A 25695-nucleotide genomic window follows, 5' to 3' on the forward strand; every position below is an offset into this window, starting at 1 on the left:
TTGCATGACAGTTTGATGAAGAGTGCCGAGCGGTCATGCAGGCGCTGCAAACAATATCCCTGTACCGCCATGCTCCGGCGCAAATTCTTTTGAATGACTTGAACAGGAGCGGATGCCCCGCTCCCCCCTTGCGAGTCATCCACCATGCTCGAACCCCTTACCCTGGATTTGCCGCCAGCGCCCCCGGAGTCGTTCGCTACCTCCCTGGCGCTGCCTCAGACCATCGACGAAAGTCTTTTGTTACGGGCCAATCAGCACTGGCGCGACAGCAGGAGTGGCCTGCGTGAACTGTTTGCGAGCAGCCCCGCGCTGCGCGATACGATCAACGCTTCGCTGCGACAACACCTGCAACTGGACGGCGAAAAAACCGGATTCGGCTTCATTGCCACCCAAACCCAGCCGGAGCATTTTGTCAGTCTTACCGACGCCTGCGCTTTTGTCGTACAACATCCGGCGCTGGAAACCACGTTGGACCAGCACTGCCACGTTATCGGCCTGAAGCCTGATCACCCGCTGTACACCCTGAAGCCGCTGCAACTGCTGGCCAAACTCAAGCCGCTCGACCCGCAGAGCGTCCACGCCACCCGCTGGGCCGAGTTCTGGGAAGCACGTGCGCCCGGCACCCCGGTTTCGCGACGCACACGCGCCACCGAGCTATACCGATCACATTTCGAAGCGAGCGCTGACGCCGCTTACGCCAGTAAAGTCATCAACGCCGAACAGCGCGACCTGCTGCAGCAAATCGTTGATTCAGGTTCCACCCCAGCGATGTTCAAGGGGCAGTCCGTTCACCTGGAAAAACCGGCACTGGTGCTGAGCAATCACAGCAAAGTCAAACTGCCGGGGGCTTGGGTGATCAGCACGGGGGACCGGGCAACGGCGCGAGCGCTGCTCTATCTGCCCTGCCGCCCAGCGTGCATTCAGGCGTTCGACAATCGAGTGGATCTGCAGACGTGGCTCGCCGGTCAGGTACAGATCCCTGGCGGCCTGCCACGCCAGATCCAGCGCTTCGATTACAGCGCAGCGACAGATCCGATGATCACCGGCGCCAGCGATCTGTTCGCCGACCGGCAGCAGGCGCAGATCAATGCCTTGCGCAACACCAACCGGGGCAAACCCGGGTTGCGCGAACACGCTGCGCAAGCGCTGTTGCATGTCGATCTGATTGACCATCAGCGCAGCACAGCGATCATCGTTGCAACACCGGCCAAAGCGCTCATTGCGCAAGAACCCATCGCAAGTGACGCCCCTCCGTTGTTCGGCAGCCTGTCCGCTGGCATTCCGCTGGCCCTGAGACATGCCTCGCTCAACCGCGAGCGCGATGCACTTGAACACTTGCTGTCCAACGACCCGGACGGCACACGCTTGCAACAATGCCAGGACGCCCTGAAAGCGCTGGAAAGTGCCGAGCAAGCCTGCGAAAAGGCCAGCACCTCGTTGTTCGACAACGCCCCCGTCTCCGACACGGCGTTCGCTGCGATTTGTCAGGCTCACAAGGATGGCTTGTACGCCGAGGCGAAGCTGCAAGCGCTACTCGGGCAAATCGACAGCGCCGAACACGACCTGCTCAAAGCCGTTCTGGACAAGCCTGTGGCCAGTGCACGCGATGCAGACTGGATCGCCGCCAGCCTGACACTTTCGCTGAGCGAAACCCGCGACACGATCACTACGGTGCAGCGCGAAACGCTCAAGGGTGTACTGGTATTCACTCGGCAAGCTGCGCTGGCGGACCGCGCCTCCAACACGAGTCTGCTGTTGTATTGCCCAGGCAGCGGCGGTGGTCTGCGACGCTTTCCCGATCGCCGTACCTTGGCACTCGATTTTTTCAAGATCAGCGAGCAGGACAGCGAATCGGCCTTGCAACTCGACGCCATCGCCTCGGACCCGCTGCGTCATTGCCTCAACGCACTGATCGTCGATTGCGAGACGCGGACCGCCACCCTGCGCGATCAGTCCGGGCATGCCGATGCACTGGAAATTCTCCGCCAGGATTGCACAGCCGCTCTGCAAGTGCCGGTCAGCGCCGCCAGGAGTCTGATGTTCGCGCACGAGCAAGAGCAGCAGCGCAGCGGTGTTCTGGCCACTCATCTGCCGAGCTGGCTGGTGCGTTTGCAGAAAAGCGAGCGGGCTGCGCTCAAAGAGCGCATCAAGGCGTATATCGAGGCGATGCGCAAAAGCCACGCGCTGATGACACTGGCACTGGAACCGCGCGACGACTTCACCCGTAAACATCTGTACGCGCGCCTGCGCAAGGACTTTGCCACCGAGGGCTATTTTTCCGTGCAGGTCGAATTGCCCGATTCCACCAAAACCGAAACCGTAGTGGAAGCCACCCCCACCGGCCCGCGGCGTAAAACGGTGATCGTGCCCGGCGCCACGCGCAGCACGATGTCACTGGAAGACCTCGCCCAGTTGAACATCGACAACGTTCAGTCAGTGCTCAATGACTCACTGTCGCAACGCCTGATTTTCATGCGGGTGAAGGTCAGTGCCGCGCGCCAACAGGATCGCAACCGTCTGCTCAACGGCATCAACCTGAGCTATCTGCGTAAAGTCCTGCCGGAGCTGGACCTGCCCAAGGCCTATGAGCGCAGGATCCTCGAAGCCTTTAATGGCGCGCCCGGCGAAGCGCTGTTCGTCAGACAGCATCGGCGCGAAGGCCTGATCGAACCCTGGCGCCTGCTGCTGAAGATCCAGAGTGAAAATGCGCGTGCACAGAAACACCTCGACCGCAATGAGGCTGAGGTGGTGAACATCGCAATCGATGCCGATACCGCTGAAGCCTGGCGCGCTCAAGGCAAGCGCATCGTTCTGCTGCCGGTCGCGCTTAAAACTGGCGGCAAAGACACCCCGCGCGAAGGTCCAGTGACCTTGTCCGGCGTGACCTTCATTGAAGAGCAGATCAGCGGCACTACACTGCTCTACCTGCCGGACAGTCCGGATCAACAATTTTTCCGCCGTTACGACAGTCTCGAATCAGCGCGCAAAGGGCTGTTCACACTGTGCGCAAGTGACCGCTGGATCGAATACCTGGCGGGCAAGGCCTTGCAGGGCAATATTCGCGCGCATGTCAGCCGCATCGGTCAGGCGCATGAAAAAAACTTCGACGCCATTATCGAAGTCGGCGCACGCTGGCCGGCAAGCACTTCGCTGGCCGCGCACCTGCTCGATGCGCACATGGGTCGCTTGCTCGAAGCCCATCGCGGCAGCTCGCGCTCCAACGATGCGCTGTTCTTCGAACGCTATGCACTCAAAGGCCCACGGGCGTTCAACTACATAAAAATGGCGATTGGCATGGTCCCCTTTGTCGGCACCGTCCTCGCGCTTTACGATGCGTGGAACGCAGCCAATCAGGCCGTGGCAGCGTTTTTGCGCGGCGACGTGGCAGACGGGCTGGCGGAGCTCGAGTCAATGTTTCTCTCATTGATCGACGCGCTCATGGATCTGCTTCCGGGCGAAGCGGTGGCCTCGACTCTTGCGCGGTCCACCCGCGCCCTGACACGTGCGCGCCAGTTGCATGCGCTGCTGGGCAACGTTTCGGCCTTGCACGGTAAAACCCAGCGGCGGGCCCGGCATGTACTCGCCCGCTTTCAGGATTACGACTACGAACTACCGCTGTCCCTGGCCGGGATCGAGCCAGCCAGCCACGGGTTGTACCGTGGCGTTTACCGGCATGCCGACGGCGATTTCATCCAGCGTCAGGGGCGCATCTACCAGGTGGAGCTGGGCACGGGCTCACGCAACTGGCGCCTGGTCGGCAATTCGCGCAAGTCTTACAAGCAACCGGTCGCCCTGGATGAAACCGGCCAGTGGGACACTTGGTTCGGTGTCTATGGAACCGCCGCTGAGGCTGGCTTGCGTGGCGGCGGTAACGTCGCCGGGCATCTGGCCGATGCGCTGGACCCTTATTGGCCTCCGGTGATTCGCCAGCGCTTGCCGCGCTGGTGGGCAGAGCGTACGTTTCGCCGGCATCAGCAGTTGGAACTGGAGACGGAACGCCTGGGATACGTTATCGATAGCGGGGTCGAGGCGCGCAAGAGGGCGATACTGGCTTTCCAGGACGCCAGCCCCGCCGACCAGCGGGCCTTGTTGCCGGCAGCCGAAACCGCATGTCTGGAAGAAATCCGCCTGTGCGCTCAACGCTATCAGGGGGTGGCGGAGTTGAGGCCGCTCACCAGCGGCAATAAACAAGCGGCCGTCAACCGCGTACAAAGCTCCCTCGCTTTACGCCTGACCTCGCGATATGCCATGCGCGCCGGCCAAGTGTCAGCAGGCACAATCATGGTGCTGGAAGACATCCGGCGGCTGACACGCATGCACAGTGGTCTGCCGCCGAGCGCACGGTCACAGCGATTGGCCTTGCGTGCCCGGATTCGCGATCTGGAACTCGGTTACGTAAAAAAATTCGAGGAACTGGAAAGCACGAGATTCCAGCTCAATCAGTGGTACGAGCGCATCACCTTGAGATCCGACAAGGTCGGCCAGATCGAAACTGTCAATCTGGTCAATCGTCAGTTCAGCGATACCCGTCTGCTCTTTCACAAAACCTACATGCGCCTGGAGCTGGTCAAGAACTACGGCTATGACAATGACGTTTCCTGGATGTACTTCAACGAGCAAACGGACGGACTCTGGACACAGGCCAGACAGGCGGTGACCACCCAGTACGACCTGCCGAATCTGCAAACCACTGCGCAGAATCGCAGCCGCATGCTGACGCAATGTCTGGATGCCTATATCCGCTTCCGCCGACACATCACAGTCTGGATGACGGCCTACCCTGAGCACTTTCACCGGGATGCCATCGAACCGCTGCTCGACGGCCTGGAGCAGATGGCCGAACGTGCCCGCCGAGGCGTGATTGATCCACCGGCTCCGAGAACTCCCGGCCAGCCTGCCCAGCGGGTCTTTACCACTGAGGACGGCAACCTGCTGTACGGCACGGAAAAATTTGACTCAAGGTCGCAACGTCGGGTTTATGAACGCCGCCTCAGGGATGGCGAAGTGCAACTCTGGGAACAGGGTCCAGACGGCCGTTCGCGGCAGATCAGCCCTCAGGCTCCAGCCCCCCAGGCGCCGTCCGTAAGTCTCGCCGCGCTGGTCAATGACGCCGGACAGCGCCTGGACAGCATCCCGGCCTACCGGGCGACCGTGCAGAGCAATGCCGAGCGCGGCATGCTGCCGGTCGATCTGCAACACATGATGGACACCCAGGCCGCTGAGCTGAACACCCGAGCCGAGCGTATCGCCGCCAGTTCTGCGCAGCATCCGCTCATCCAGCGCTTGCGCGATGCAGCCGCCGAGCTGACCGTTGCCGGACGCACCCTGCGCACCGAACGCTCACTCACCAGCCAGAAGCCCACCGATGGCATGCTCGATGACCTGATCGGGCAAGGCGCCGTTGCAATACGCAGAACGCAACCGATCAGATTGCTCGGCCGGCGTGGCGGCCACCCGGACTATATGCAGGAGTACGAGATCTGGAACATTACGACCGAACCCCAGCAGTTGCTGTGGTACGCGCACTTTCACTACCGCAACGCGACGCCGGTGTTCAACCGCTTCGAAACCGCGCATTTGAAATTGCCGCAGCACCGCTTCCTGACCCATGCCGATGATGCGACGTTGCCTTACGCGAAAATCGGCAGTAAATCTCTGGTCCTTGGGCATTTCGAGCGGGTCTGACTACTGGCGCCCGACCTTGCTCTCAGCCAGCGAATGGCAGGGAGCAAGGACGAATTGTTCTGCCCTCAAAGTGCGATGGTCGACAACCGGATGACCATGAGACAAACTCAACAGATCCTCGCTGATCACAAGTTTTGTTCATGGAGCCCCGCCGGTGCTTGAAATCCGTCACCTGAAAACCCTGCATGCCCTGCGCGAAGCCGACAGTCTGGTCGATGCCGCTGACCGCCTGCATCTGACGCAGTCAGCCTTGTCGCACCAGTTCAAGGAACTGGAAGAACGCATGGGCATGCAGTTGTTCGTGCGCAAGACCAAACCGGTGCGCTTCACCAGTGCCGGTTTGCGCCTGTTGCAACTGGCCGATGCCACCCTGCCGCTGCTGCGCGCGGCTGAAAGGGACATCGCTCGTCTGGCCGGTGGCACCGCCGGTCGTTTGCACATGGCCATCGAATGCCACAGCTGCTTTCAGTGGCTGATGCCGACCATCGACCAGTTCCGCGATGCCTGGCCGGAGGTCGAGCTGGACCTGGCCTCGGGCTTCGCGTTCGCGCCGCTGCCGGCACTGGCCAGGGGCGATCTCGATCTGGTGGTGACCTCCGATCCGCTGGAGATTGCCGGTATCACTTACGTGCCGCTGTTCACCTACGAAGCCATGCTCGCGGTGGCCAACCAGCATGCGCTGGCGAGCAAGCCGTACATCGTTCCCGAAGACCTGCTGACGGAAACGTTGATCACCTACCCGGTCGAGCGCGATCGTCTGGACATCTTCACGCGCTTCCTCGAACCGGCCGACATCGAACCGGCGCAGGTGCGCACTTCCGAGCTGACAGTGATGATGATGCAACTGGTCGCCAGCGGCCGTGGTGTCTGCGGCATGCCGCATTGGGCGCTGCACGAATACAGCTCGCGCGGCTATGTGAAGGGCAAACGGTTGGGTGAAAAGGGCTTGTTTGCGACGCTGTACGCGGCGATTCGCACCGACATGCTCGATGCGCCGTACATGCGTGATTTCCTGCTGACCGCCAAGGACACCTCGTTTTCGACCCTCGATGGCGTCAGCGCCGTACGCTGATTCTCCAGATCAAGAGATCTCCCTGTGGGAGCGAGCCTGCTCGCGAATCGCCGTGTCAGTCGCCGAACATGTTTGCTGATAAAGCGCTTTCGCGAGCAGGCTCGCTCCCACAAGGATTTCGTGGTGGATCAGAGCTGGCGCCACATGTGGATCTTGTCGAAGTAGTCTTCGCCCACCCGCACCGCCAGCGGTTCGAGGCCGTACTGGATAAAGCCACAACGCTGGTAAAGCTGAAAAGCCGCGTCGTTGCCAGCAGTCACGGTGAGCTGCAGCAGTTTCAGCGCCGGATGTTTTTGCGCTTCGGCCAGAGCCGCCTGGACCAGATCAAAGCCCAGCCCTTTGCGACGAAAATCCGCCGAGACATACATGCCGAACAGCGTGGCTTTGTGGCGCGCCTTCTCGCGCGGCTCGAAGGCCAGGCCGACAATCCCTGCCAAAGTGCCGTCGTCGAACGCGCCCAGAACCACATCGAGCTTGTTGGTCAGGCGCGCTTCCCACCAGCTCAACGGCATCACCGCGCGTTCGCGCACGCTGGAAGTGAAGGCCTGCGGATGCCGGTCATAGGCTTCCAGCATCAGTTCGCGGTAAGCCAGGGCATGGCTGGCATCCAGCCGTTCGATCCACACCTCAGGCGGTCCGCCGTTGTTCGAACATCAGCAATGCGGCGGCGGCAAAGATCAGAAGGTCTTGCAACGGGATCATGGCAACGTCCTTTGCGGGAATGATCAGGCGAGTGCCGTCAGTGAACGGCGATAAAACGGCAGGATGTGTTCGCGTGTCAATGGCGCCAGCTCGAGCGCCGGATCAATGGCCGGATCGACCCAGATGACTTCCTCGATTTCCGCCGCCGGACAGACGTCAGTGTCGATGGTCAGTTGAAAGATTTCCGCATGCACGATGTAGCCCGGCTCGTTGGCGGCAGTGGCGGAGAAGCTGTTGAGGAAAATCGCCTGCGCCGGGTCGATCTGCAGGCCCAATTCTTCTTCCAGTTCTCGGGCCAGGGCGTGGATCGGCAGCTCATGGGCCTCGATCTTGCCGCCCGGTTGCATGAACGCCGTGGTGCCGCGCTTGCGCACCAGCAGGGTCTGGCCTTGCGGGTTGAGCAGCAGCGCAGCGGCGATATGGAGAGTGCGGGGCGCAGCGTGAGAAGTCAGCGGCATGATCGAGGAAAATCCCTGAGGCAAAAACCCAAGGATCCCATGCCCGCCCCCCTGCCGTCATGCCCGTTCGCCCTGCACCTGGAGCGCGGCCTCTGGCTCCTCGGGCTCTTTGACGAAGACCCGGTACTTGCCGCCTTCCATGGCTTCGAAGGCAATCAGTTTTTCGATCAGCGGGCCGCTCAGCACCTTGCCGGTGTTGAGCAGGAGCATGCCGTTATCAGCATTGAGATTGCGCGCCAGCAGCATGCCGGCGGCCAGTTCGCGGGTGCTCAACACTTTGACCTGCGGATCAATCAGGGCGATATCGTTGAGGAACGTCACACACACCTCGATAAACGCCTCGACCAGCTCCGGATCGTACAGCCGGCCACTGTACTGGCGCAGGTACAGCAGCGCTTCGTCGTTATTCATCTGGCGCTCGAGAATCAACCCGCGTTGCAGTTCGACGAAATCCACCGCCAGCTTCAGCAGCCGCGAGCCAAACGGGATCGCATCGCCCTCGAGCCGGTCGGGAAAGCCACTGCCATCCCAGTGTTCCTGATGATGCAGGATCAACCGGGCGGCATCTTTCATCGGGTCAAGGGTCATCAACAGCGATTCGCTCTGCTTCGGATAGCCGCGATAACGCTCGCGCTCTGCGGAATGCAGCAGATCCGACGGTGTGACCATCATCGAGTCCGGCCAGCTCAGTTTGCCGATGTTGTAGAGCGCGGCGGCCATGGTCAGGTCACGACTGGACGCTTCATCCAGGCCATGGACCTTGCTGTAGCCGCGCACCAGTTCGATGATTTGCCGGTTGGTCTGCTTGGAGGGCGGCAAGCGCAGGTTCGCCAGCAGCGAGAACACCTCTGTGCCGGTGACATAGCTGTGTTTGAGTTCTTCGTACGCCAGATCGAGCATGTCAGCGGTCTGCTGCAACTCGGCGGTCCGCGCCGCGACGTGTTTTTCCAGCGCGCTGTTGAGCTGTTTCAGTTGCGCATTCTGCGCGCGGGCAAGCCGCTCCAGGCGCTGGCGTTCGCGTTCCGAATGCTGATGCTCGAGCGCCTGACGCAGGATCAGCAGCAGCTCTTCGTCGTTCCACGGTTTGCTGATGTAACGATGGATCTGCCCGTCGTTGATCGCCTTGATGATGGCGCTCGGGTCAGCGTACCCGGTGAGCATGATCCGCAAAGTGCCCGGATGCCGTTCGCGCACCTGCGCCAGCAAGGTCGCGCCGTCCATGCCGGGCATACGCGCATCGCTTATCACCAGATCCACCGGTTGCTGCGCCAGCAGGTCCAGCGCCTGGGCACCGCTGGTGGCCAGCAGAACGTCATAGGGTTGGCTGCGCAGCAGGCGGCGCAGACTGTTGAGAATCGATTCCTCGTCGTCGACCAGCAGCACTCTGGAGCGCTGACTGGACGGTGTGGATTGTTCTTCCATGGGATGGCCTCAAGTGCAACAGTGAACATGAACGATGCGGCGCTGTGCCCCCCGCACCGATCCGCATCTGCCATGAAGGCTAGATGATTTTGCCGATTGCCCACACTAAACTTCTGCCGTGCTGCGCAGGCAAGCTGACGAACGGCCGACTACTCTCAATACGATGAGCGGTCATGGCCGCCGACGAACCCGAGGATGAGGGAAAGGGATGCTCTCGACGAAAACTGCGTACGAAAACCCGGGCAGCGCGGCATGAACACAGCCTTGTGCGGTAGCGCCCCGTGAATCTGCCAACAGCTTTTCTGCGCCTGGTCCTGACGCTGCTGCTGTGCGGCGGCGCTATCGCCGAACCGCTGAACGAGCCGCTCAAACCACTGCCAGAGTTGCCCCGCCAGGATGCCGGGCGCGTGGCTCTGGGGCGGCAACTGTTCCATGACCCCAGGTTATCGGTAAATAACACCCTGTCCTGCGCCAGTTGCCATCAACTGGACAGGAATGGTGCCGACAACCGCGCGCTGTCTCTGGGGTTCGACGGCAAGCCGGTGGCGATCAATACGCCCACGGTGCTCAACGCCAGCCTGAACTTTCGCCAGTTTTGGGACGGCCGCGTCGAGACGCTCGAAGAGCAGAGCGATGTGGTCGTCACCAGCCCTCATGAAATGGGCAGCGACTGGGACACGGTCCTCAAACGCATCGGCGAGGACCCCGACTACCGTCGCAGCTTCTCCGCGATCTACCCGGACGGTCTCACCAAGGTCAATGTTCAGCGGGCGCTCGCAGCCTTCGAGCGCACCTTGTTGACCCCCGGTTCCCGGTTCGATCAGTACCTGCTGGGCGATACCGCCATCCTCAGCTACGAAGAAAAACAGGGCTACCAACGGTTCAAGGAGTACGGCTGCATTGCCTGTCATCAAGGGGTGAACATTGGCGGCAACATGTTCCAGAAATTCGGTGTGTTCGGCGACTACATTGCCGATCGCGGCCAGGCGACAAAGGCCGACCTGGGGCGCTTCAATGTTACCGGCGACGAAGCCGATCGTGCGGTGTTCAAGGTTCCCAGCCTGCGCAACGTCGCACTGACCGCGCCGTATTTCCACGACGGCTCGGCGGCGACCCTCGAACAGGCGGTGGACATCATGTTCCAGTATCAACTGGGGCGCATGCCGGGCAACGAAGACAAAACCCTGATCATTCAGTTTCTCAAGACCCTGACCGGCCAGTGGGAAGGCAAGCCATGATGAACATTTCGCGGCGCCGCAGCCTGCTGCTCTTGTCGTTGATCGCATTCGCGCTGGCTTCGGTGCTGCTGTTTCTGTACTTCAAGTCCAGCTCTGACCAGACGATGACATACACCGAATCGCGGGACCTCATCCGGCAGATCAAACAGCAGGATTCGCTATGGGAAAACGAGATCCTCAAGGCCAGGGTGGCGATCTCGCACAACTACGACCCGCTGGTATCGCCAATGAACGCGATGAATCAGCTCTGGGAGCGTTTTACCGACATCGAATCGGGGCATGGGCGCAACGAAGCGGCGCAATGGCACCAGGCGCATGTCGATTTTCTGCAGGCGATGAAAGAGAAATCCCGACTGGTCGAGCAGTTCAAATCCCACAATGCCTTGCTGCGCAATTCGCTGGCGTTCCTGCCAACCGCCGAGGATGACATTCAGCAGCAACTGGCCAACCTGCCCGACTTCGACAAATCGCAGTTGCAGAACATCACCACCGACACCTACGACCTGCTGCTCAGTGCACTGGAATTTGCCCAGGTCACCAGCGCCGAGCGCGCCGCCGAAATCGAGGTGGGGCTGAACAAACTCGCGGTCAATGCACAACGGCTGCCGGAAGAATTCCAGGCACCGATCAGGATTCTGAGCAATCACATAGCCCTGATTGCCCGTGAACAACCGCAGGTCAATCAATTGCTCGAAAGCATCGAAGCGATCCCCGTCGCCGAACGCCTGGACACCATGACCACCCTGCTTGATCGCGATCAGCAGCGGGCCGACAGGATCGACCGCCAATACCATTTCTACATGCTGCTGTTTTCCGTATTGCTGGTGCTGTCGCTGGTGGGCCTGACGATCCGCCTGATCGGCAGTTTCGCCGAAATCAACCGGGTCAATGCGGCGCTGCAGACCGCCAATGATGTGCTGGAACAGCGGGTCGATGAGCGCACCCGCGAACTGAAAAACGCACAGAGCGAACTGCTCGATGCCGCACGTCAGGCCGGCATGGCGGAAATCGCCACCAACGTTCTGCACAACGTCGGCAACGTGCTCAACAGCGTGAATATTTCTTCCGATCTGATTGCGCGAAAATTGCGCAACAGCAAGACCCAGGGTCTGGCCAAGGCGATGCAGTTGATCAACGAGCACCCGGACGACCTCGGCGTATTTTTGCGCGAAGACGCCAAAGGCAAATTGCTCCCCGCCTACCTCAACCAACTGGTCACTGCCATAGCTCAGGAACAACAGGAAATGGCCGATGAGCTGATGCAAATGAGCAAAAGCGTCGACCACATCAAGGACATCGTCGCCACCCAGCAATCCTATGCCGGCGCCAGCAGCATGACCGAGCCGCTGTTCATCGATGAATTGCTCGAAGACGCCTTGCGCATGAACGCCGGTGCCCTGACCCGCCATCACGTCACGGTGGTCAGGGACTATGGCGACGTGCCGCAAGTGATGGGCGACAAACACCGCCTGCTGCTGATCCTGATCAACCTCATCAGCAACGCCAAGTACGCAATGTCCGACCTCAACAACCGCCCGCGGACCATGACTCTGGCAGTGAAAACTGTCGATGACAGCATTTTGCAGATCAGCGTCAAGGACGATGGCGAGGGCATCGCAGCGGAAAATATGGCACGGATCTTTGCCCACGGATTCACCACCCGCAAGGAAGGCCACGGCTTCGGCCTGCACAGTTGCGCCCTGGCCGCGATCGAGATGAACGGCCATCTCAGCGCCCACAGCGACGGACCGGGCAAGGGCGCGCTGTTCACCCTGCAGTTACCGCTGATTACCGTAACGGAGCACGCATGAGCGAATTGTCGAACCGCCGCATTCTGCTGATCGACGATATGCCGTCGATTCATGAAGACTTTCGCAAGATTCTCACGCCGGTCACGGCGCAATCGGTTGAGCTGGACGAAATGGAGGCCGCACTGTTCGGGGCGCAGGTTCGTCCCCAGCGCCCATTGCTGGAACTGGATTCGGCCTACGGTGGCGAGGAAGGGCTGGGCAAGCTGATCCAGGCTTTGCAGGAGCAACGTCCGTACGCACTGGCCTTTGTCGACATGCGCATGCCCGACGGCTGGGACGGTGCAAAAACCATCGAACACCTCTGGCAGCACGACCCGCAATTGCAGGTCGTGGTCTGCACCGCGTATTCGGACTATTCCTGGGATGAATTGCTGGACCGATTGCAGGCGCACGACCGCTTGCTGATCCTGAAAAAGCCGTTCGACAATATTGAAGTGCAGCAGATGGCCAATACCCTGCTGACCAAATGGCAGATGACCGAAAGGGCCTCGTTGCAAATGCACCATCTGGAACATCTGGTGGATCAGCGCACCCTGGAATTCAAGCAGGCCAGCGAAGCCCTGCAACGGGAAATCGACGAGCGCAAGCAACTGGAAAGCCAATTGGTGCAGTCTGAAAAGCTCGCGTCACTGGGACAGATGGCTGCGGGCGTCGCGCACGAAATCAACAACCCGATCGGTTTCATTTCCTCCAATCTTGGTTCTCTCGACGGCTATTTCAAACAGTTGCTGGCCCTGCTCGAGGCGTATCAGAGCTATCTGCCTGGGCTCGACAGCGAAGCGGCAGCCAGATTGCAGCGCCTGCGTGAAGAGACCGAGCTGGATTTTCTCCTCGACGACATTCCGCTGTTGATTCGCGAGTCCAAGGAAGGCATCGGCCGGGTCGGTCAGATCGTCAAAGACCTGAAGGATTTTTCCCGCGTCGATAACAGTCAGCAATGGCAGTGGGCCAATTTGCAGCAAGGCATCGAGTCGACTTTGAACATCGTTGCCAGCGAGCTCAAGTACAAAGCCGACGTGATCAGGGAGTACCAGCCGTTACCGGACATCGAGTGCCTGCCGTCGCAAATCAATCAAGTGATCATGAACCTGGTGGTCAATGCCGCACAGGCCATGGGGCCCGAGCGTGGCACCATCACCTTGCGCACCGGTGTGCAGCAAGACATCGCCTGGGTTGAGGTCGCCGACACTGGCTCGGGCATTGCCCCGGACACCTTGCAGAAAATCTTCGACCCGTTTTTCACCACCAAACCGGTCGGCCAGGGCACCGGCCTCGGCCTGTCGCTGTCCTACGGCATCGTGAAAAAACATGGCGGAGACATTCGGGTGCGCAGCGAACCGGGCGTGGGCACGACGTTCCGTGTCGAACTGCCCATGCGCCAGAACAGCCCGGCCGCTTGAGACACCTTCAGCCGGCTTCCTGAAAATCCAGTTCCGGCGGCTGACGGCGGAAACCGCTGGTGAGCACGGCGAGGTAAACCACGCCAATCGCCAACCAGCTCAGCCCCAGCCACACCGCCAGATGATCGAGACTGACCATCAGCCACAGGTCGGCCACCAGACCGATCAGCGGGCAGAGCAAAAACAGCAGCAGCTCGCGCGGGCCTTTTTTCTCGCCGCCGATCCAGTAATGGAAGATCACCGACAGGTTGACCAGGCTGAACGCGAGAAACGCGCCGAAGTTGATGAATGAGGTCGAGGTGGTGACGTCGAGTTTCAGCGCCAGCAACGCCACCGCCGCGCACAACAGAATGCTGTTGACCGGGGTGCCGAAGCGCGCGTGCAAGGTGCCGAAAAATGACTTCGGCAAGACGCCGTCGCGGCCCATGGCGAACAGCAGTCGCGAACCGCTGGCCTGGGCCGACAGCCCCGAGGCGAACTGGCCGACGATCAGGCCGATCAGGAAGATCGACACGAACAGGTCGCCACCGATATTGCGCGCGATTTCATAGGCAGCCGAGTCGACGCTGTCGAACTGGAACGATGGATGAGCGATCTGCACGAAGTACGAAACGCCAACGAAGATCAGGCCACCGATCAAGGTGATCAGCATGATCGCCCGGGGAATGGTGCGGCGTGGATCGCGGGTCTCTTCGGTCAGGGTGCTGACTGCGTCGAAGCCAAGGAATGAATAGCAGGCAATCGCCGCGCCGCTCATGATCAGCGGCATCTGCATGTCGCCGTTGAAGAACGGTTTGACTGACCACAGCGGCGTGCTCGCATCGCCGCCGATGTAGTGCACGCACAGCGCAACGAAGGCGATCAACACGAGAAACTGCACCAGCATCAGCAAGGCATTGATGCCGTTGGCCAGTTTCAGCCCGACGACGTTGATCGCACTGGTGATGCCGATGAACGCCAGCACCCAGATCCATTGCGGGATCGACGGGAACGCCGAGGCCAGATAAGCCGCGCCGATCAGCCAGATCGCCATCGGCAGGAACAGGTAATCGAGCAACACCGCCCAGCCGGCAATGAAACCGAGTTTCGGGCTGATTGCCTTGCGCACGTAGCTGTACGCCGAGCCGGCCACCGGGAAAGCGGCGGCCATGCGTCCGTAACTCATGGCGGTGAAGAACATCGCCACCAGCGCCGCCAGGTAGGCGGCCGGCACCATGCCAGCGGTGGACTGGGCGAGGATGCCGAAAGTGCCGAGGACAATGATCGGCGTCATGTAGGCGATGCCGAACAGCACCACCGACCCTAGCGAAAGGGTGCGTTGCAAACGAGCCATGGGCGACTTACTCCGAATGTTATTGGATTTATGGCAGAGCCGGGTTCGGCGAAAATTTCGGGTGTGGCTGATTGTTTTTGTTCGACTGAAGATCGTTACCCCTCACCCCAGCCCTCTCCCCCAAAGGGGGCGAGGGGGAAAAGGAGCCGATCTATGTGGACTTCAATATCTGAGTTCGACTCGGTATCTCAGGTCGATGTATCTCGAAAGTACACCTCGGTCAGTCCCCTCTCCCTCCAGGAGAGGGCTAGGGTGAGGGCAGCGGTTATCGGTGTGGAATAAATAGCTCGCGAACACCGCAAGCCTGCTCCACCACCTCTCCCGGCAACTTCAAACGCTGATCATCCAGATAGCGATAATCCTTGCGCGCAATCTCCAGTTGCGTGAAATCCAGCTCGACCCTGAACTGCCCTTCTTCGCGCCCGGCCTCGAACAGCAGCGCCCCCAGCGGATCGACCAGCGCGCTGCCGCCGGCAAACACCAGACCGTCATCGCCCGCCTCGACACGATTGACCATCAGCGCAAACGCCTGGTTTTCCTGGGCGCGGGCCATGATCGCGGTGCGGTGGGTCGGGCCGTACGGGTCCATGTTGCCGTTGGTGACGATGAGCAATTCCACGCCCAGTTGCGCCAGGGCGCGGGCGGTTTCCGGGAACTCGATGTCGTAGCAGATCAACAGGCCCACGCGCACGCCGTTCCACGCACAGGTGGTGTAGCGGTCGCCGGCCCCGAACACGCCGCGATCCGACGCCCACAGATGGGTCTTGCGGTATTTCAGGGCGATGCCTTCGGGTGTGATCAACAACGTCGTGTTGTAGAAGCGGCCGTTGTCGTTCTCGGCCATGCCCACCACCACGGCGATGTCATGCTCACGCGCCGCCGCGAGCACGGCGCTGACGGTCGGGCCGTCGAGCGGTTCGGCGATCTGCGCCACGGTTTCGGCGTTGGGGAAGCCCATCAGGTGGGTTTCCGGGAACACGATCATTTGCGTGTCGGCCGCGCAGGCAGCAATCGCCGCCAGTGCGCGTTCGAGGTTGTAAGCCGTGTCGTTGTCACGGCCCGCCAGTTGGGCGAGTTCGACTTTCATGGTTATCCCTTGTTATGTGGCCCGGCCCGGAAAGATTGCCCGGTGCCTGTCTGTGGGCCAGTATGCGCAGCAAGCAACCGGCCAGGGAATCACGCGGCCGGGGTAACCCGATAGGGGTAGATCGATGACACTTTCGTTGAATGACATCACTTGGCACCGCGCCGTCGGGCAATTGATCGACGCGCTCGACAAGCCGAATTTCTGGGCGCAACTGGTGCGTCTGCTTGAGCAGTACGTGGCGTTCGATAGCTGGGTGGTGCTGCTGTTCAGCACCGATCAGCATCCGCAAGTCTTCGCCGAATGCCCCGGCGAGGACGGCAGTCCGGACCCGTTGTTCCAGGATTATCTGCGCGGGCTGTATCTGCTCGATCCGTTCTACATCGCCTGCCGCGAGCAATCGCGCACCGGTCTGTATCGCCTCTCGGAAGTCGCGCCGGAGCATTTCGAGCTGACCGAGTATTACCAGCGATACTTTCGTCTGAATGTGGTGGCCGACGAAATCCAGTTCAATTGCCAGCTCGAAGGCGAGCGCACGCTGTGCCTGTCGCTGGGCAGTGAAAAACGTTTCACTGGCGAACAGATCGCTTTGCTGTCTTTGATTCAACCATGGGTGCTGGGCCTGTTGCGCCAACGTCTGCCGTACGAAATCAACGAAACCGTGGCCCTCGCCGTCGCACCTGCGCAGGCAGACTGGCGGGTGCAACTGGAAGCGTCGGTGCAACAGCTCAAGGGCGCCCAATTGACCGCGCGGGAACTGGACGTCGGGCGTTTGATGCTCAGCGGTTGTTCCAGTAAGGAAATCGCCCGTAAGCTGGAAATCTCCGTGGAAACCGTAAAAGTCCATAAGAAACACATGTACAGCAAGCTGGGGATCAAATCCCAGTCCGAGCTGTTTTCGATTTTTCTGCAGGCGCAGAACGCCTGAAACAATGTGACTAACGCTTTTTGTGGGAGTGAGCCTGCTCGCGAAGAGGCCCTCATGGCCGACATCAAGGTTGGCTGGTCCGCCGTCTTCGCGAGCAGGCTCGCTCTCACAGAAATGCGTGTCGTTGCACAAAATTGAGTCCGAACCAGGGAAACCGTATGAGCCTGTCTTTGCTGAGCCGCTACGCCTTCTTTGCCGTCTGTGTGATTTTCACCCTCGCCAGCCTGCCCTTTCTCGAACATGACTGGCTGTGGCCGATCACCGCCGTCACCGCAGTGCTGAGCCTGCTCGGCGTGTTCGACTTGTTGCAGACGCGCCACGCAGTGCGCCGCAATTACCCGATTCTGGGCAATATCCGTTATCTGGTCGAAGGCATCCGCCCGGAGATTCGCCAGTATCTGCTCGAATCCGACAGCGACGCCCTGCCCTTCTCCCGCGCGCAGCGTTCGCTGGTGTACTCGCGAGCGAAAAACGAAACCGCCGACAAACCGTTCGGCACGCTGATCGACGTCTACCAGTCCGGCTTCGAATTCATCGGCCACTCGATGCGCCCGGCGCCGTTGAGCGACCCGAATGGTTTCCGCGTCACTGTCGGCGGGCCGCAGTGCACGCAGCCGTATTCAGCGTCGATCTTCAATATCTCGGCGATGAGCTTCGGCTCGCTCAGCGCCAATGCCATTCGCGCCTTGAACCAGGGCGCGAAACTCGGCAACTTTGCCCACGACACTGGCGAAGGCAGTATCAGCCCGTATCACCGCGAACACGGCGGCGACCTGACCTGGGAGCTGGGCAGCGGCTACTTTGGCTGCCGCACCAGCGACGGCCGCTTCGACCCGGAACGCTTCGCCGTGCAGGCGCAGAATCCGCAAGTGCGCATGATCGAAATCAAGATGAGCCAGGGCGCCAAACCCGGCCATGGCGGGATCTTGCCCAAGCACAAGGTCACCAGGGAAATCGCTGAAACCCGTGGCATCCTGATGGGCGAGGACTGCGTTTCGCCGTCGCGCCACAGTGCGTTTTCCACGCCAATCGAGATGATGCAATTCATCCAGCAACTGCGCGAACTGTCCGGTGGCAAACCGGTGGGCTTCAAATTCTGCCTCGGCCATCCGTGGGAATTCATGGGCATTGCCAAGGCCATGCTGGAAACCGGCATTCTTCCCGACTTCATCGTCGTCGATGGCAAGGAAGGCGGCACTGGCGCAGCGCCTGTCGAGTTCACCGACCACATCGGCGTGCCGATGCGCGAAGGCCTGTTGTTCGTGCATAACACGCTGGTCGGCTTGAACCTGCGCGACAAGATCAAACTCGGCGCCAGCGGCAAGATCGTCAGCGCCTTCGACATCGCCAGCGTGCTGGCCATCGGCGCCGACTGGGCCAACTCCGCGCGCGGCTTCATGTTCGCCATCGGCTGCATCCAGTCGCAGTCGTGCCACACCAACAAATGCCCGACCGGCGTCGCCACCCAGGACGCCCTGCGCCAGCGCGCTCTGGTGGTCCCAGACAAAGCCCAGCGCGTCTACAACTTCCATCGCAGCACGCTCAAAGCGTTGGCGGAGATGCTCGCTGCCGCCGGGCTCGATCATCCATCGCAACTGTCGGCCAAGCATCTGGTGCGACGCATGTCGGCGACCGAGATCAAACTGTTCTCGCAGCTGCATGTATTTCTGAAACCCGGGGAATTGCTCACTGGGGAAGTGAACGGCGAGTTTTATTCGCGGATGTGGCAGATGGCGCGGGCGGACAGTTTTGAACCTTTGGAAGTGGCTGCCGCGTAACTGCAAAGCGCCAATCCGCACGACGGATTGGCGCTCGACATCCGTTACATCACGCGGCAGTAGCACCTTCAACAACCGGCACCGGCCTGGTGACTGTTTTAATCACGCCGGGGTTGGGATAAACGCTGACCAGTGTGTCCGGTTGCGTTATCCAGCCAGGTTTCTCCGATGAATATTTTATGATCGTGCCCGCACCTTCACTGGCCTGGAAATGCAACTTCCAGGATTGCGCCGCGCGGTCGTATTTCATAAACGCAAAACCCAACAGCCGCGAGTCCGCCTGACCGTTTGCATTCACACGCAGCCCATAGTCGGGATATTCCATGGACGCGCTGAGACCCAGACCGTGCTCATGCGTGGCGAGGCCATTGTACTGAGCGAGTTCCTTGCCACCCTCGACATGCCTGACCCGCAGGCGACTGGCGTCGAGTTGATCGACCACCAGCGAGCAGCCACTGAAGCCAGGCGTAAACAAATGATCGGGCTCGCCCCACTTGGGGTGGACCGGAATATCGACATAACCTCCCTGCGCGGCCCAGTAACCGACCACGGCATCTGACGACTGCGGAAGCTTGTCGATTTTCGGGTCATGGATTTTCAATGCATTGAATTGCGTCCGGACCGAGTTGGCAGGCTGAACGCGCTCCATGACAAAGACGAAACTTGCCCCGCCCTCCTGATTGGCCAGTTGTGACGCGATCTCGGCGCTGTAATTGACGCGCCCCGGTTGCAACAATTCGGTGGCCACCGGTAACCGGCTTAATTGCGCCGGCGACAAGGCTTCATGAATGCCGGTGCGCTGCAGCGAATAACGCGTCAGGGAAGGCAGACCACAATCGTACGCAAGGTGTGCAACCTCACTGTTAGCAACGACTTCGATGACCGGTTCCCATAAACCGTTGGGCAGCCGATGGCGCATAAATGCCGAGCCCGGACGTAGCGGATTGCTTGAGGTGTACACAAGCTGATGGCTGAGACGGGTACTTTCATCGACAGTCGCCCCCACCGGCACGTCTGTTGCACCTTGCGGCAGCTCACCGCCACGCAGCGAAACCGGCTGCCATTGATCCGGCGCAACTTGCCAGAGTCTGGCGCCGTGCGTGCGGTTCGTCGCCGGGTCAACAATCACCACGTCGGTGAAATCGTCTGCCAGATTGAAATCATTCCTGATTCCATACACCGCTTCCTTGCCAGCGGCGTCGATATTGCGGATATAAAAGCGTTGGCCGTCCGCGCTGCGGAAAATACCCCGGGCATTGCTCTCAAGACCGACGAGTACCGAGGGCTTGATGGCGAAGCGGTTGAAATCGCTGTTAGTGAATCCGTTCACTCCAAGGATTTCAGGCTTGGGCCGGAAATCGCCCGGTGCGCCGTAAAGCCGATTGTTCAGCGGGTTGTAGTGATGCCACTGCTGGTCTTTCAGCACGCCGATGCCATCGACACTTTGCTGGTTTATCTTCCAGGTACCTATCAGTGCGGGCCCGTGTTCTTTGCGCAGTAACCGCAATAACTCGCTGGGGTCTGACACTCTGCGCAATGCCATGATCTGCCGCAGGCCTTGCTCGCCGAGAAATCTGAGGCCTTGACCAAGCAGCCGGGTCGCCCCCACGCCCACGTCACGCAGGGCGATCAACGGATTGAGTTCGGTGATGACCACCGCACCGATTATCTTCGCCGCCTTGAGTGTCTTGCTGATGGCTGACGCCGTGGAAACACCAATCCTGGCCAGTTTTCCGGCAACACTTGCACCGGCAGTAACAAAGCCCAATACATCAAAAAACAGGTCCACTGCGCCGTCGGCATAGTTGCCGTCGACGAAGTTGGCGATCGCCGTCTTGAACGGGATCAGGTCGACCACGAAATCGATGACCCTCTGCACGAACGCGTTTTCCCCGTCTTGCGTGGTCTGGCCCTTTGCTGCCTGCAAAATGTCCTCGTTGTCCAGATCCAGATGTTGCACAAAGGCTTGAGCAATCAGCTCGGTGCGCTCGCTCGAATAACTGACGGGCACTGAAGAGCTTTTTGCGCTTTTTGGCAGGAGCTTAGCGGCTTGCGACTGGTCAGCCAGCAGCAATGGCTCGATGGTGTGCTTGATGCTCGGAACAGATGCATTTGTGCGCTCGGACGCTTCTGCTGGATCGTAGGACCGGGTCCGGATAACCCCTTGTTTCAGATCGATATCATAAAGCTTCGATTCCTGGCCCAGATCAACCTTCACCCTGAGGATGGCGCTTGTAGATATCAGGTTTCTGCCGACAATATTCAGACTCAAGCGGTAGGTCTTGTATTGGTAAAACGAGACGTGGCCGTGTTCCAGGTTTTTCCTGTCCTGCAGCGGCAACTCGGCGATCAGATGTTTTACAAACAGCAGTGCGCCTTGCTTGAGGTTGCCGATAGCATTTTCAAATTGTGCCTGGAAGGCATCTGCCGCGCCAAGTTCCAGCGGTGCATTGATCTGGTCAAGCAGCGGAAGCAAGCGCGGATCGCGGGTCGTCCATTGATAGTAGGGCGGCCCGCCCATCATGACGATGTCGAGCAGCGAGTATCGGCCGTTGAGGGTCGGGTACAACAAGAGCCCGTCGCCTCCGGCAACCTTGGGCTGCTCCAGCAGGCGCTCTTCAAACGGTATGTCGCCTTTGAACTTTTTCTGCAGTCTGTCCAGCGCGATGGCTTTGCGGCTTGGCAATTGGCTGTTCAACAAAATCGAGGTGTTGAGACGACCGGCCAGTTGCAGGTTGAAGTGTGTCTTGGCGCGCTCCAGTTCGTCACGGGTGTAATGTTCACCGTGGTTCTTTTGCACCACGCCGTTGACTACGCCCCAATCTGCCAGCGCGGCGGCCTGAACGTGCTGAAAAACCTGCGAGTCGATCAACGAAGCGCTTTCTGCGCTGGCCATAACTTGAGCAAAGGTCATATAGGCGACTTTCCCGGGTGTGTAGGCCTCGATCGTTCGCGCCGCGACGTTCAGGTTGAACCATGCCGTGGTGCCGTATTTCAAGTCGGGGGGAAATTTCTTGATGAGAAACTCGGGCGCCTTGCGAACCAGCAACAGAGCGGCGGTCAATCCGGCCAGTCGGCGGCTGCTCAAGCGTTCCTTGATCAAGTAAGCCACCAGGTTATCGAATACCTGCAAAGGGGGTTTGCCCCAGAGTTTCTCTCCGGCTAGATCGAAGCCAGCAACTTTGCTGCGTGACGGCTGATCAATATCGCCCTGATGCAGACTCAAATGAATGCCGGCCATTGCGTACTCGGCGGCGCTGACATCGGTGGCGATGCCGTTCAAGCGGGTCTGGATTGCAAGACCCAGAGCCTGCCCGCGAGGACTGTTGATGAGTCTTGCCAATGCCGACAGCGGATCACTCAGCGCCTCATTCGCAAGCCGCTCGTCTACGTCCAGATAGTCCAGCACTCCGGCACCCGGTAGCGCAATGAAATCAAGGCTATCCAGAAAAACACTGGTGGCGTGCAAGGCTTCTTTTTGTTGCGCAACAGTCAATGGAATTGACCAGGACAATGCACCGGCAAAGTCACCAAACGGATGGGAATTTACTTTTGCGATTTCCAGGCTGGCCGCGAGGTGCTCAAACTGATTATTCTCAGGTGCCGATACTTCACCAACGAGGTCCATGTTGGATTCAGACATTTTATTTTCCTTCAACGGATTAAATAGAATCCGAAGTAGGCGATAGAACACGCTTTAATTTGAAGGCCAGAAGTATTACCAATAAATCATATCAGAGCCGCCAGACACCATTTAAATACCAAACTTATCAAGAATATGACCGATTGAATGTTGCCAAACAATAGACCAACCAAAGTCAGCCATACCCATTCACTCTAAAACCGGCATCAGGCGTGGAAACTTACAACATGAAAATACTTGCAAAGCTGCCTCTTGAAATTACAAACGGGAGCCTCACGATTACTGTTACAACAAAAAAAGATCGCTTTCTGCAACAATATCCACATTACTTACCATGTAGAAACTCCTGCAGGCAGCGACCTTTTCCGGAGGTCTTGCGCGTTTAATAACTTACGACGCGGAACGCACGGCATCTCGCGATAAGTTATTCGGCTGCAACTTGAACACGTAAAACAACACCGTCAGCAACACCAGAAACGCAGGCCCGACATACAGCGCCACGCGGGTATCCGGGAAGTACGCCATCAGGCCGACCACCAGCACCAGAAATGCCAATGCAAAGTACGAACTGACCGGGTACAGCCACATCTTGTACTTGAGGCCGGCACGTTCGCTGGCGCTCAGGCCTTTGCGGAATTTCAGCTGGGCGAGAAGGATCATCACCCAGGTCCAGATCGCACCGAAGGTGGCAATCGAGGTGACCCAGACGAAGACTTTTTCCGGCACCAGATAGTTGAGCACTACACCCAGCAGCAACACCGCAATCGACAGCAACAGCGCCCGGCGTGGCACGCCGTTGTTCGAGGTCTTGGCGAAACCGGCCGGGGCCTGGCCGTTCTGCGCCAGGCTGTAGAGCATGCGCCCGGTGCTGAAGATGCCGCCGTTGCACGACGACAGCGCCGCAGTAATCACCACGAAGTTGATGATACCGGCGGCGGTCTTGATGCCCAGCCGCTCGAAGGTCATCACAAACGGGCTGCCTTGGGTGCCGATTTCGTTCCACGGGTAGATCGACAGGATCACGAACAGCGCGCCGACGTAGAACAGCAGAATCCGCCAGAACACCGAGCCGATCGCGTCGGGAATGGTCTTCTGTGGGTTTTTCGCTTCACCGGCGGTGAGGCCGATCATCTCGACGCCGAGGTAGGCGAACATGACCATCTGCAGCGACATCAGCACACCGGTCACGCCGTTGGGCATGAAACCGCCATGGGCCCAGAGATTGGAAATGCCCAGCGCCACGCCATCGTTACCGAAACCGAAAGCGATGATGCCGACGCCGCCAATGACCATGGCGATGATGGTGACGATCTTGATCAGGGCGAACCAGAATTCGAATTCGCCGAAGGCTTTGACTGCGATCAGGTTGATCGAGCCCATGCTGATCAGCGCTGCCAAGGCCCAGATCCAGCGCGGCACATCGGGGAACCAGATGCCCATGTACACGGCCACGGCGGTGATTTCCGCGACGCAGGTCACCAGCCACAGAAACCAGTAATTCCAGCCGGTGAGAAAGCCGGCCAGCGGACCGAGATAATCCTGCGCGTAGCGGCTGAACGAGCCGGCCACCGGGTTGTGCACGGCCATTTCGCCGAGCGCGCGCATGATCACCAGGATCGCCAGACCACCAAGGATGTAAGAGAGCATGATCGCCGGGCCAGCCATTTCGATAGCCTTGGCCGAACCGAGAAACAGACCGACGCCGATACAGGCACCGAGCGCCATCAGGCGGATATGCCGTTCGCCGAGTTCACGTTTGAGCGGACCGCCCGAAGCGGTGTCGCCGTGCGGCAGAGGATTGCCAACTGGCATAGGGGTACAACCTCGTCTTGTTATTGGATATGACCACCGGGTTTCGAAGCGTCGGCCGATAGGCCTTGGCTGGGCAGGAAACCGCGTCAGCTTCGTGGGCAGACGCGTCTTGCAGGGCGGGCCTGAAAGATCAGCGGGGCGTGCAGTATAAAAAGCTCAGGGCAGGATTTTTCACTCTAAAAGTCACAACATTCAGCGACAACTCTCGGCAATAGTGGGTTCTTCGGAGAGGCATTACCTGCACTACGTAGGAAAAGCGTCACTGAAAAAGCCGCGAAGTATTGCATAGACATGGTGCAGCGTCATGTTCCAGCCCGGGTGCATTTGATTCACTGCGCGATGTCTCTCCTCGCGATTGATCACGGATAAATGGCCGGCGGATTCAGAAATTTCTCTCAACGATTGCGGCGTCGACAGGGACAGGCAGCCACTAACCTTTGAAGAAGCCATGAACAAGCAAGGAAGCTCACATGCCAGTCCGTCCCAATTCCCACCGTCTGCGCCAAAATCGCTTCTCGGAAAACGGTCGTGCCTACTTCATCACCTCTGTCATCCACGAACGCCAGCCCGTATTTGCAGATTGGCAGACAGGCCGATTATTGGTTGCCGAACTGCGCCGGGCTCATGAGCAAGGAGTCGCGCAATCCATCGCCTGGGTTGTCATGCCTGACCACTTTCATTGGCTGATGCAATTGCAACGCGGCTCACTTGGCGAAGTCATTGGTGGTGTAAAGGCCCGCTGTACGCATGCGGTGAACAGAAAAACCGGACGTCACGGACCGCTGTGGCAAACCGGCTACCACGACCGTGCGATCCGTGACGGCGAGGACCTGGAGCCCATCGCCCGCTATATCATCAATAATCCCCTGCGAGCCGGGCTGGTCGATAACCTCGGTGACTATCCGCTCTGGGATGCCTACTGGCTCTGAGCGCGCCAGTTCTATGGAATAGGTGTATCAATTGTGGCGAGGGGATTTATCCCCGCTCGGCTGCGCAGCAGTCGCAACTCGCTGACACGCGGTGGGCCTGCATAAACCGTGTTGGCCGGTTTTGGGGCCGCTTCGCAGCCCAACGGGGATGAATCCCCTCGCCACAGGGAATCCCTGCATGACTGATAAATCTGCTAGCCACCTGAATCCTTTCCTCACACAGACAACATGCCCCGATGTGAACAGCCTCTTTGTGGCGAGGGGATTTATCCCCGCTCGGCTGCGCAGCAGTCGCAACTCGCTGACACGCGGTGTACCTGTAGAAACCTTGCCGGCAGGTGTTGGGGCCGCTTCGCAGCCCAACGGGGATGAATCCGATCACCACAGGGAATCCCTGCAT

15 protein-coding genes are annotated in these 25695 nt (G+C 59.5%); 8 read left to right on the top strand and 7 right to left on the bottom strand.

Going from position 1 to position 25695, the window contains the following annotated elements; translation table 11 throughout:
* Nucleotides 1-144: 144 nt before the first annotated feature.
* Both PspCFBP13508_RS07135 and metR read left to right on the top strand, forming a co-directional pair.
* Nucleotides 145-5685, top strand: coding sequence for a DUF6543 domain-containing protein (locus tag PspCFBP13508_RS07135; protein WP_137214069.1), 5541 nt, complete (start codon nucleotides 145-147; stop codon nucleotides 5683-5685).
* 154 nt (nucleotides 5686-5839) lie between these two features.
* A complete protein-coding gene (gene metR, locus PspCFBP13508_RS07140) occupies nucleotides 5840-6757 on the top strand; it encodes a transcriptional regulator MetR (protein WP_130909512.1) in 918 nt (305 codons plus the stop codon).
* 128 nt (nucleotides 6758-6885) lie between these two features.
* Here the strand turns inward: metR and PspCFBP13508_RS07145 are convergent, their stop codons facing one another.
* The 3 genes from PspCFBP13508_RS07145 to PspCFBP13508_RS07155 all read right to left on the bottom strand — a co-directional run bounded on the left by PspCFBP13508_RS07145 (nucleotide 6886) and on the right by PspCFBP13508_RS07155 (nucleotide 9339).
* Nucleotides 6886-7383, bottom strand: coding sequence for a GNAT family N-acetyltransferase (locus tag PspCFBP13508_RS07145; RefSeq protein ID WP_137214070.1), 498 nt, complete (start codon nucleotides 7381-7383; stop codon nucleotides 6886-6888).
* A gap of 99 nt (nucleotides 7384-7482) precedes the next feature.
* Nucleotides 7483-7917 carry an NUDIX domain-containing protein gene (locus PspCFBP13508_RS07150; protein WP_137214071.1) on the bottom strand — a complete coding sequence of 145 codons (435 nt, stop codon included), beginning with the start codon at nucleotides 7915-7917 and terminating at the stop codon, nucleotides 7483-7485.
* Nucleotides 7918-7974: 57 nt separating this feature from the next.
* Nucleotides 7975-9339 (bottom strand): HD domain-containing phosphohydrolase, encoded by a 1365-nt coding sequence (locus PspCFBP13508_RS07155; protein WP_137214072.1) that lies wholly within the window; start codon nucleotides 9337-9339, stop codon nucleotides 7975-7977.
* Between the two features lie 287 nt (nucleotides 9340-9626).
* On the opposite strand from PspCFBP13508_RS07155, the gene PspCFBP13508_RS07160 reads away from it, so the two are divergent.
* Genes PspCFBP13508_RS07160 through PspCFBP13508_RS07170 form a run of 3 tightly spaced genes read left to right on the top strand, consistent with a single transcriptional unit; the run spans nucleotide 9627 to nucleotide 13788 of the window.
* Nucleotides 9627-10577 (top strand): cytochrome c peroxidase, encoded by a 951-nt coding sequence (locus tag PspCFBP13508_RS07160; RefSeq protein WP_241669503.1) that lies wholly within the window; start codon nucleotides 9627-9629, stop codon nucleotides 10575-10577.
* Nucleotides 10574-12388, top strand: a complete 1815-nt coding sequence (locus tag PspCFBP13508_RS07165) for a DAHL domain-containing protein (protein ID WP_130909508.1) — start codon at nucleotides 10574-10576, stop codon at nucleotides 12386-12388. The genes PspCFBP13508_RS07160 and PspCFBP13508_RS07165 overlap by 4 nt, the downstream gene beginning before the upstream one ends.
* Nucleotides 12385-13788, top strand: a complete 1404-nt coding sequence (locus tag PspCFBP13508_RS07170; RefSeq protein ID WP_130909507.1) for an ATP-binding protein — start codon at nucleotides 12385-12387, stop codon at nucleotides 13786-13788. Before PspCFBP13508_RS07165 ends, PspCFBP13508_RS07170 begins: the two co-directional genes overlap by 4 nt.
* A gap of 7 nt (nucleotides 13789-13795) precedes the next feature.
* On the opposite strand, the gene PspCFBP13508_RS07175 is transcribed toward PspCFBP13508_RS07170, so the two are convergent.
* On the bottom strand, nucleotides 13796-15121 hold the full coding sequence (locus tag PspCFBP13508_RS07175) for an APC family permease (protein ID WP_137214073.1): 1326 nt from the start codon (nucleotides 15119-15121) through the stop codon (nucleotides 13796-13798).
* Nucleotides 15122-15386: 265 nt separating this feature from the next.
* Nucleotides 15387-16208, bottom strand: coding sequence for a carbon-nitrogen hydrolase family protein (locus tag PspCFBP13508_RS07180; RefSeq protein WP_137214074.1), 822 nt, complete (start codon nucleotides 16206-16208; stop codon nucleotides 15387-15389).
* A 124-nt stretch (nucleotides 16209-16332) separates the two neighbouring features.
* On the opposite strand from PspCFBP13508_RS07180, the gene PspCFBP13508_RS07185 reads away from it, so the two are divergent.
* Together PspCFBP13508_RS07185 and PspCFBP13508_RS07190 are read left to right on the top strand one after the other, a co-directional pair.
* A complete protein-coding gene (locus tag PspCFBP13508_RS07185) occupies nucleotides 16333-17133 on the top strand; it encodes a LuxR C-terminal-related transcriptional regulator (RefSeq protein WP_137214075.1) in 801 nt (266 codons plus the stop codon).
* 158 nt (nucleotides 17134-17291) lie between these two features.
* Entirely contained in the window at nucleotides 17292-18911 is a 1620-nt protein-coding gene (locus PspCFBP13508_RS07190) for an FMN-binding glutamate synthase family protein (protein ID WP_137214076.1), read from the top strand.
* Between the two features lie 49 nt (nucleotides 18912-18960).
* On the opposite strand, the gene PspCFBP13508_RS07195 is transcribed toward PspCFBP13508_RS07190, so the two are convergent.
* Complete coding sequence (locus PspCFBP13508_RS07195) at nucleotides 18961-22554, bottom strand: hypothetical protein (RefSeq protein ID WP_137214077.1); 3594 nt, start codon at nucleotides 22552-22554, stop codon at nucleotides 18961-18963.
* A gap of 390 nt (nucleotides 22555-22944) precedes the next feature.
* Nucleotides 22945-24366 (bottom strand): amino acid permease, encoded by a 1422-nt coding sequence (locus tag PspCFBP13508_RS07200; protein WP_137214078.1) that lies wholly within the window; start codon nucleotides 24364-24366, stop codon nucleotides 22945-22947.
* 470 nt (nucleotides 24367-24836) lie between these two features.
* On the opposite strand from PspCFBP13508_RS07200, the gene PspCFBP13508_RS07205 reads away from it, so the two are divergent.
* Nucleotides 24837-25295 (top strand): transposase, encoded by a 459-nt coding sequence (locus PspCFBP13508_RS07205; protein WP_130911184.1) that lies wholly within the window; start codon nucleotides 24837-24839, stop codon nucleotides 25293-25295.
* Nucleotides 25296-25695 lie beyond the last annotated feature (400 nt).

This window comes from Pseudomonas sp. CFBP13508, from assembly GCF_005233515.1.
GTDB classification, from domain to species: domain Bacteria; phylum Pseudomonadota; class Gammaproteobacteria; order Pseudomonadales; family Pseudomonadaceae; genus Aquipseudomonas; species Aquipseudomonas mercuritolerans.

What these genes read in the sequence shown, in the direction of transcription:
- PspCFBP13508_RS07135 (WP_137214069.1), top strand. Translation starts at nt 145, where the DNA reads ATGCTCGAACCCCTTACCCTGGATTTGCCGCCAGCGCCCCCGGAGTCG.
- PspCFBP13508_RS07150 (WP_137214071.1), bottom strand. Translation starts at nt 7,917, where the DNA reads ATGCCGCTGACTTCTCACGCTGCGCCCCGCACTCTCCATATCGCCGCT.
- PspCFBP13508_RS07155 (WP_137214072.1), bottom strand. Translation starts at nt 9,339, where the DNA reads ATGGAAGAACAATCCACACCGTCCAGTCAGCGCTCCAGAGTGCTGCTG.
- PspCFBP13508_RS07165 (WP_130909508.1), top strand. Translation starts at nt 10,574, where the DNA reads ATGATGAACATTTCGCGGCGCCGCAGCCTGCTGCTCTTGTCGTTGATC.
- PspCFBP13508_RS07170 (WP_130909507.1), top strand. Translation starts at nt 12,385, where the DNA reads ATGAGCGAATTGTCGAACCGCCGCATTCTGCTGATCGACGATATGCCG.
- PspCFBP13508_RS07175 (WP_137214073.1), bottom strand. Translation starts at nt 15,121, where the DNA reads ATGGCTCGTTTGCAACGCACCCTTTCGCTAGGGTCGGTGGTGCTGTTC.
- PspCFBP13508_RS07180 (WP_137214074.1), bottom strand. Translation starts at nt 16,208, where the DNA reads ATGAAAGTCGAACTCGCCCAACTGGCGGGCCGTGACAACGACACGGCT.
- PspCFBP13508_RS07185 (WP_137214075.1), top strand. Translation starts at nt 16,333, where the DNA reads ATGACACTTTCGTTGAATGACATCACTTGGCACCGCGCCGTCGGGCAA.
- PspCFBP13508_RS07190 (WP_137214076.1), top strand. Translation starts at nt 17,292, where the DNA reads ATGAGCCTGTCTTTGCTGAGCCGCTACGCCTTCTTTGCCGTCTGTGTG.
- PspCFBP13508_RS07195 (WP_137214077.1), bottom strand. Translation starts at nt 22,554, where the DNA reads ATGTCTGAATCCAACATGGACCTCGTTGGTGAAGTATCGGCACCTGAG.
- PspCFBP13508_RS07200 (WP_137214078.1), bottom strand. Translation starts at nt 24,366, where the DNA reads ATGCCAGTTGGCAATCCTCTGCCGCACGGCGACACCGCTTCGGGCGGT.
- PspCFBP13508_RS07205 (WP_130911184.1), top strand. Translation starts at nt 24,837, where the DNA reads ATGCCAGTCCGTCCCAATTCCCACCGTCTGCGCCAAAATCGCTTCTCG.